At 67.1% G+C, this 7,176-nt stretch carries 8 protein-coding genes; 3 read left to right on the top strand and 5 right to left on the bottom strand.

Annotated features, from left to right (window positions below):
* Positions 1 to 8: 8 nt before the first annotated feature.
* Positions 9 to 596: a hypothetical protein gene (locus N864_RS05405; protein ID WP_034714344.1), complete on the bottom strand. Its 588-nt coding sequence runs from the start codon at positions 594 to 596 to the stop codon at positions 9 to 11.
* Between the two features lie 51 nt (positions 597 to 647).
* On the opposite strand from N864_RS05405, the gene N864_RS05400 reads away from it, so the two are divergent.
* The 3 genes from N864_RS05400 to N864_RS05390 all read left to right on the top strand — a co-directional run bounded on the left by N864_RS05400 (position 648) and on the right by N864_RS05390 (position 4,095).
* Complete coding sequence (locus N864_RS05400; protein ID WP_155892824.1) at positions 648 to 1,667, top strand: LCP family protein; 1,020 nt, start codon at positions 648 to 650, stop codon at positions 1,665 to 1,667.
* A gap of 9 nt (positions 1,668 to 1,676) precedes the next feature.
* Complete coding sequence (gene rfbD / locus N864_RS05395; RefSeq protein WP_034714326.1) at positions 1,677 to 2,531, top strand: dTDP-4-dehydrorhamnose reductase; 855 nt, start codon at positions 1,677 to 1,679, stop codon at positions 2,529 to 2,531.
* A gap of 133 nt (positions 2,532 to 2,664) precedes the next feature.
* Positions 2,665 to 4,095 (top strand): tyrosine-protein kinase domain-containing protein, encoded by a 1,431-nt coding sequence (locus tag N864_RS05390; RefSeq protein WP_051518227.1) that lies wholly within the window; start codon positions 2,665 to 2,667, stop codon positions 4,093 to 4,095.
* 29 nt (positions 4,096 to 4,124) lie between these two features.
* Here the strand turns inward: N864_RS05390 and N864_RS05385 are convergent, their stop codons facing one another.
* Genes N864_RS05385 through rfbA form a run of 4 tightly spaced genes read right to left on the bottom strand, consistent with a single transcriptional unit; the run spans position 4,125 to position 7,127 of the window.
* Complete coding sequence (locus N864_RS05385) at positions 4,125 to 5,048, bottom strand: beta propeller repeat protein (RefSeq protein WP_034714324.1); 924 nt, start codon at positions 5,046 to 5,048, stop codon at positions 4,125 to 4,127.
* Position 5,049: 1 nt separating this feature from the next.
* On the bottom strand, positions 5,050 to 5,646 hold the full coding sequence (locus N864_RS05380; RefSeq protein WP_034714322.1) for an arsenate reductase/protein-tyrosine-phosphatase family protein: 597 nt from the start codon (positions 5,644 to 5,646) through the stop codon (positions 5,050 to 5,052).
* Positions 5,647 to 5,649: 3 nt separating this feature from the next.
* On the bottom strand, positions 5,650 to 6,249 hold the full coding sequence (locus N864_RS05375; RefSeq protein WP_034714320.1) for a dTDP-4-dehydrorhamnose 3,5-epimerase family protein: 600 nt from the start codon (positions 6,247 to 6,249) through the stop codon (positions 5,650 to 5,652).
* The gene (gene rfbA / locus N864_RS05370; RefSeq protein ID WP_034714318.1) at positions 6,249 to 7,127 is read right to left on the bottom strand and encodes a glucose-1-phosphate thymidylyltransferase RfbA; all 879 of its coding nucleotides are present in this window, start codon (positions 7,125 to 7,127) and stop codon (positions 6,249 to 6,251) included. Before rfbA ends, N864_RS05375 begins: the two co-directional genes overlap by 1 nt.
* Positions 7,128 to 7,176: the final 49 nt, after the last annotated feature.

Here is a 7,176-nt window from a genome sequence, read left to right as displayed (position 1 = left end):
TCGACGGTTCAGGCGAGGACGGCGTGGGTCACCCAGGCCCAGGCGAGCACGGGCGTGCCGACGGCGAGCATGAGGGCGATGACCCGGAACGCCGGCGCGTGACGATAGACCTGCGCGAGCACGGCCGCCCCGATCCCGACGGCGAAGACGACGAGCGAGACGGTGCCGAACTGGCGGCTGAGCTCGACGGCCTCCGGGCTGCCGGTGATGTTCGCGATCGTCGCCGAGACACCGCGCGGGCTCCAGGGCGGCGGCAGGGGGGCCTGGGCGAGCAGGAAGCTGGCCAGGCCGAGGGCGTCGGTCGGGATGTGCGACGTGCGGCGCCGCGACAGCTGACGCCGGCTCGACCGCCCGCTGACCCAGACGGTCCGCGGCGCGGGCACGCGGGGCACGGTGAACAACAGGCCCGGGAGGCCGACGATGAGGGCGAGCAGACCGGCATACAGCAGCGGGTTGTGCGCGGAGGCGAACCACAGGGCCCGGATCATCGGCGCCGTCGCCGCGACGAGCAGGAACAGATAGGTCAGGAAGACGGCGAGCGCGCCGACCGCCCAATAGAGGTCAGCGTGACTCCTCTGATGCCGACCCCGTGACACGGTCCGCAAGTCTAGACGCTCCGAGCACCTACACTGTGCGGCGTGACTGACATGCGCCAGGACGAGTCTGACGAGATGTTCGACGAGGGCGACACCACGTTGTCTCGAGCAGAACACCGCGAGAAGAAGCGCAACCGACGCATCCTCATCGCCGCTCTGGTGCTGATCCTCGTGCCCGTGGTGGCGGTCGGCGGCTACCTGGCGTGGCTCAACCACATCGTCACCAACAACGTCAAGCAGGAGCTGCTCCTGCCCGACTCCCCCAAGCCGACGAACAACGAGGGGCAGGTCGTCGAGCAGCCCAAGGACAACGGCATGAACTACCTGCTGGTCGGCAACGATGCCCGACCGGGCGACACCGGATCCCGCTCGGACGTCATGGTGCTGGTGCACGTCCCGCAGGACCGCTCGACCGTCCAGCTGATCCACTTCCCGCGGGACCTATGGGTGCCCATCCCCGGCCACGGTGAGGCGAAGCTCAACGCCGCGTATGCGTACGGCGGTGCGCCGCTGCTTGTCGAGACGATGCAGAACATGCTCGGGGTCGAGATCGACCACGTCGCGATCGTCGGCTTCGAGGGTTTCAAGCGAATGACCGATGCGGTCGGCGGCGTCGACGTGAACGTGGCGGAGCCGAGCACGAGCGGCGGCTTCCGGTTCGCCAAGGGGACGATGCACATGAACGGCGAAATGGCCCTTGCCTTCGTCCGGGAACGCAAGCAGCTGAGCGAGGGCGACATCTCCCGCGGCAAGCGCCAGCAGGCCTTCATCAAGGCGCTCATGCTCAAGGGCTTGTCCAAGGACGTGCTGCTCAACCCGGGCCGCCTCGCGGACTTCGTGGACGCCGCGACGAGCAACCTGACGGTCGACCAGAAGCTCGACGTCGGCCAGATGCGCTCCGAGGCCTTCGCGATGCGCAACCTGCGAGGTGGCGACATCCGCTTCATCACGGCGCCGTTCGACGGGTTCGGCTGGAGCAAGGACGGCCAGTCGATCGACCTGACGAACTGGCCGAAGATGAAGGAGCTCGGCGAGGCGCTGCGCGACGACAAGATGGACTCCTACAACTGAGGCGGGGCGATGACGGCTGAGGCACCCCTCAAGGTCCTCGTCACAGGGGCCGGCGGCATGCTGGCCCACGATCTGGTCCCCGCCCTCGTGGCGGCCGGCCACTCGGTCACCGCAGCGAAGCGGGCCCACCTCGACATCACCGATCCCGAGGCGTGCCTCACCGCAGTGGCGGGCCACGATCTCGTCGTCAACACGGCCGCTTGGACAGCTGTCGACGACGCGGAAACCAACGAGGCGGCGGCCTTCGCCGTCAACGCTGTTGGTGCCGCAAACATCGCGCGCGCGGCGTCCGCCGCGGGTGTCCGCCTCGTGCACGTCTCGACCGACTACGTCTTCGACGGACGGGCCACCGAGCCGTATGCCGCTGACGCGCCGGTGTGCCCACGGTCGGCCTACGGCCGCACGAAGGCCGCCGGTGAGTGGGCGGTCCGGGCGCTCTGCCCCGAGGCGTACGTCCTACGCACCGCGTGGCTGTATGGTGCGGGCGGCCCGAACTTCGTCGCGACGATGACGCGGCTGGCGCGGGAGCGCGAGACGGTGTCTGTCGTCGACGACCAGGTCGGGCAGCCGACGTGGACGGTCGACCTCGCGGACCTCATCGTGCGGCTGGTTGCCAGCTCAGCGCCATACGGGACCTACCATGGGACGAGCCGGGGTCAGGTGAGCTGGTTCGGCTTCACACAGGCGATCTTCGAGGAGCTCGGCCTCGACCCCGAGCGGGTGAAGCCGACCACGACGGAGGCCTTTCCTCGCCCTGCCCCGCGGCCCCTTTGGAGCGTCCTGTCCCAGGAGTCAGTCTCGCAGGCAGGGATCGACCCGGTCCGCGAATGGCGAGCCGCACTCCATGAGTTCCTTCGGACGTGACACACGGGCCGTATGCGGCCGTGTTCGTTTGGACCTGCTCGCACGCAGTAACATGGCGCGGGCGATTCCCTCTGCCCAATGATGAGGCTGCGCCCTCTGGGTCGGGTCGGCTCGAAGAGAAAGAGATCAGTAGGTGGAGCTCCAGGACTATCTCCGTGTCGTGCGCAAGCGGTGGCGCGTCATCGCCTTCGTCACCCTGCTCGTCCTCGCTCTTTCCGCGGCCTTCACGATGATGTCGACGAAGATCTATGCATCGACGACGCAGTTCTTCGTGTCGACCTCGGTTGGCGACAACGTGGCGGCGCTGCAGCAGGGGAACACGTTCACCCAGCAGCGGGTGAAGTCGTATTCGCAGCTGCTTGAGTCGCCGAAGGTCCTGGATCCGGTCATCGAGGACCTCGGTCTGGAGGTCACCCCCGACACCCTGGCGAGCCAGGTGAGTTCGACGGTGCCCCTCGACACCGTCATCCTTGAGGTCACGGTCACGGAGACGAGCCCCCAGCAGGCGGCCAAGATCGCCGCGTCGATCGACAAGGTCTTCCCCAAGACGATCGAGGAGATCGAGCGGGTTCAGTCCGGCGAGGGCAGCCCGGTCAAGGTGACAGTGGTCAAGCCCGCGGATGTCAACCCCACTCCGATCAGCCCAAGGCCCAGCCGCAACCTGGCGCTCGGGCTCGTCCTTGGTCTGCTGCTCGGCTTCGGCGTGGCCCTCTTGCGAGAGGTCCTCGACACCACGGTGAAGTCACAGCGCGACGTCACGGCGGTCACTCACAAGACCGTGATCGGTGGCATTGCCTATGACGGCGACGCACCGGACCACCCACTGATCGTTCAGGTCGACCCGCGCTCGCAGCGCGCCGAGGCGTTCCGCGTGGTTCGGACGAATCTCCAGTTCATCGATGTGGCGAACCCACCCAAGTCGATCGTGGTCACGTCCTCACTGCCGGGTGAGGGCAAGTCGACGACCACTGCCAATCTGGCGCTCAGCATTGCGGAGACGGGAGCCAAGGTCTGCGTCATCGAGGGTAACCTGCGCCGCCCGAGGCTCCTCGACTACCTCGGCTTCGAAGGCTCCGTCGGCTTGACCGATGTCCTGATTGGCCGACTGGATGTTGAGGACGTCCTGCAGCCGTTCGGTCGCACGACGCTCTCCGTCATGGGGGCGGGTCCCATTCCCCCGAACCCGAGCGAGCTCCTCGGCTCGGCCAACATGGAGCGTCTCATCGAGGCACTCTCGGCACGGTTCGACTACATCTTGATCGACGCGCCCCCGCTCTTGCCAGTCACCGACGCCGCGGTCCTGAGCACGGTTGTCGACGGAGCCCTTGTCATCGTCGGCGCAGGAGTTGTCGCGAAGGACGAGTTGAAGCACGCCATCGACTCCCTCGACGCGGTAAATGGGCAGGTCCTCGGCCTCATTCTCAACCGTGTACGCGAGAAGGACGGGAGCGGCGCCTACGGCTCCTACCGCTACGAGTACGTCCAGGAGAGTGAGCGACAGCGGGCCAAGGAGCGCCGGGGCCGCAGCAAGGAGACGAAGAAGACCCCGGCGCACGTGACCTGATCAGGCCGGCCCCAGTGAGGCGCCTGGGGTCACGCCTTCGCCCAGGCCTTGAGGTCGCGAGACGTCCACGTCTGGTCGCCGATCGACAGCCACCCCGAGCGCGCCGTCGTTGACAGGCTGACCGTGCCCGGGTCTGCTGGCGTCTCGGTGGCGAGGCACCCCGTCTGCTCGGGCTCCGCCTTTCCTTTGAGGACACGAACGATCTCGAGCCCCTTGCAGTTCGCTGACCCGCGAACAGCATAGGTGGCCAACGAACCGTCCTCGTTGCGGGCCGACAACGCGAGCGCGCCGGGCGCGGAGCCCTCGCCCGTCCATGACGCTCCACCATCGTTCGTCGCCTTGACTCCACCGTCGAGGCAGAGCACTTCGGCCTCGGTCGCCGAGATCCGGCTGAGGTCCACCACGCTCTGGTCGCCGCACGGCCGTGAAGCTCCCACCTGCGGGGTGATCACGACCTTGTCATCGGTGAGGTGCCGGGCCCAGGCACCGTCGACCGGACGAGGCCCGTCCCAGTTCCTCGCGCCGTCCGCGCTCACGTACTCGCTCAGGTCACAGTCCTTGGTGGCTCCGTAGATGAACCCGGACGAGTCCTGCAGTGGCTGGACTCGCACGATGGCTCGGACGGGTGAGCTTCCCTTGGTCCACGTCTTGCCGCCGTCGCTCGTCGACTGGACAAGTGCGCCACCATCGGCGCATGTGCCCGCTGTCGCGCGCCAGGCATGTTTCGCGTCGAGCGCCACAATCATCCGTTGCAACGGCGCCGGGTTGTAGCGTGGGACCTTCGCCTCGGGCGTGGGTGTCTCCGGGCTCGTCGTGCCGGCAACGTTGGCCGGCAGGTTCAGCGGAAGGTCGGCCCTGGCGTGGTGCCCTGACGGGCGCATCGCGAGCGCCACCAGGGCGACATCAGCGAGCAGGAAGGCTGCCAGACCGGCCGTGGCGAAGCGCTGGTTCACGTCAGCCTCTCAGCGGTGGCGTCAGGATGTTGACGATGGCGGGAAGGTCATTTTCGATTGCCTCCGCCATGGCCTCGAAGACCTGACTGTCCTGCCGATATGGGTCGATGATGTCCGACTCCTTCTTGGGGCGGGGAGGCACGGTACCGCGCCGCGAGGCTGCGACGCTGGCCACGTGAGCCACCCACGACTCCCCTGCTTCTGGGAGGCCAATGCCAGCGGGGTGGAGATCCGCAACCAGGTCTGCGAAGTCTCCCCACGTGAAGGCGAAGCGCAGCGCCTTGGGATACATCTGCACGATCTCGCCCCGGTGGGACCTCGCCGCCGCGAGAACCAGGTCGGCCTCGCCAATGATCTGAGGGGTCACCTGTCGAGCCACGTAGTTGTCCGTCCGCGCGCCCACGCTGCTCAGCAACGAAGCCGAGTCGGGATCGATCGGCTGCCCCACCAACGCTCCGGTCCCAGCGCTGGCGACGATCACACCGCTCCCGTCGAGGGCCTGGGCAAGTCGTCGCTCCATGTATGGAGAGCGACAGACGTTGCCCGTGCACACCACGAGGACCTGACCGGCCCCGGCTGTCGAACCGTCCTGAGTCATTCATCATCCCGTCTGCCGTGAGTAGAACTGGGTGCAGACATCGTACGAGGGCAACAGGCCCGCCTCAGCAGCCGCCTCCAACGTCGGGGCGCCGGAGTCTTTCGGCGAGAGGAGCGGTCCGATCGCGTCCGGCATCGTCAGCCCTATCACCGGGTCCAGCGGATTGACGCCGTGCTCATGGCTCGGGTCATAGGCCGCCGAGCACAGGTAGTGGGCGGTCGTGCCGTCCTCAAGGGCCACGAAAGCATGGCCCAGGCCCTCCGCGAGGTAGACAGCGCGGCGGTCCTTCGTGTCGAGCAACACCGAGTCCCACTCACCGAACGTCGGCGACCCGACTCGCACGTCGACGATGAAGTCGATGAGTGACCCGCTGAGGGCCGTCACATACTTCGCTTGCCCGTTCGGCACGTCGGCGAAGTGGATCCCACGCAGCGTTCCCCGCGATGAGACGGAGATGTTGGACTGGACGACGTCGGGTCGATGGCCGACCACGTCCGCCAACCGGTCGCCGCGGAAGGACTCCAGGAACACACCCCTTTCGTCGGGAAACACTCGGGGCGTCACTTCCCACGCGCCGGCGATCCTGAGCGGACGGAACTGCATCACAGTGATCCCTTGCCGTCCGCGAGCACGCCATGGAGGTAGGCGCCGTACCCGCTCTTGAGCTGATCGTCGGCGTGTTCGGCGAGCGCCCGGTCGTCGATCCAGCCGTTGCGCCAGGCGACCTCCTCGACGCAGCCGATCTTTTGCCCCTGCCGCTGCTCGACGACGGAGACGAACTGGCTGGCGCCGAGAAGGCCCTCGAAAGTGCCCGTGTCGAACCAGGCCGTGCCCCGTGGGAGCACGGTGACGCCCAGCGCGCCACGCTGGAGGTAGGCGTCGTTGACCGCGGTGATCTCCAGCTCGCCGCGATCGCTCGGAGTCAGCCCGCGGGCGATCCCCACGACGTTGTTGTCATAGAAGTAGAGGCCGGGCACCGCATAGCCGGATTTGGGGTTGGCAGGCTTCTCCTCGATCGACATGACGCGGCCCCCCTCGTCGAACTCGACCACCCCGTAGGCCGTCGGGTCGGACACCCGTTGGGCAAAGATGCGCGCGCCCACGATGTCGGTGTTGTCGGCCAGTCGCGTCCCGAGGCCCGGCCCGAAGAAGATGTTGTCACCCAGGATGAGGGCCACCTTGTCATCAGCGATGAAGTCAGCGCCAATGACGAAGGCCTGGGCGAGGCCGTCCGGGCTGGGCTGGGGCGTGTAGTTGATGTGGATGCCCCATTGCGACCCATCACCGAGGAGCCGCTGGAACTGCTCGCCGTCGTGGGGCGTCGTGATGACGAGCAGCTCGCGGATCCCCGCCATCATGAGTGTCGACAAGGGGTAGTAGATCATCGGCTTGTCATAGACGGGCATGAGTTGCTTGCTGATCGCCCGCGTGATCGGGTGCAGGCGGGTGCCGCTGCCACCAGCCAAGATGATCCCCTTCATGCACAGTGAGGCTACCCGGCCGACTCGTCGCCGAGACCGAATCCTGGCG

The organism is Intrasporangium chromatireducens Q5-1, from assembly GCF_000576575.1.
GTDB classification, from domain to species: Bacteria; Actinomycetota; Actinomycetes; order Actinomycetales; family Dermatophilaceae; genus Intrasporangium_A; species Intrasporangium_A chromatireducens.
This window is presented reverse-complemented; position numbering and strand designations above follow the sequence as displayed.

Bases quoted from the DNA above. Each gene is read 5' to 3' on its own strand.
- N864_RS05400 (WP_155892824.1), top strand. From the start codon at position 648: ATGCGCCAGGACGAGTCTGACGAGATGTTCGACGAGGGCGACACCACG.
- rfbD (WP_034714326.1), top strand. From the start codon at position 1,677: ATGACGGCTGAGGCACCCCTCAAGGTCCTCGTCACAGGGGCCGGCGGC.
- N864_RS05380 (WP_034714322.1), bottom strand. From the start codon at position 5,646: ATGACTCAGGACGGTTCGACAGCCGGGGCCGGTCAGGTCCTCGTGGTG.
- N864_RS05375 (WP_034714320.1), bottom strand. From the start codon at position 6,249: ATGCAGTTCCGTCCGCTCAGGATCGCCGGCGCGTGGGAAGTGACGCCC.
- rfbA (WP_034714318.1), bottom strand. From the start codon at position 7,127: ATGAAGGGGATCATCTTGGCTGGTGGCAGCGGCACCCGCCTGCACCCG.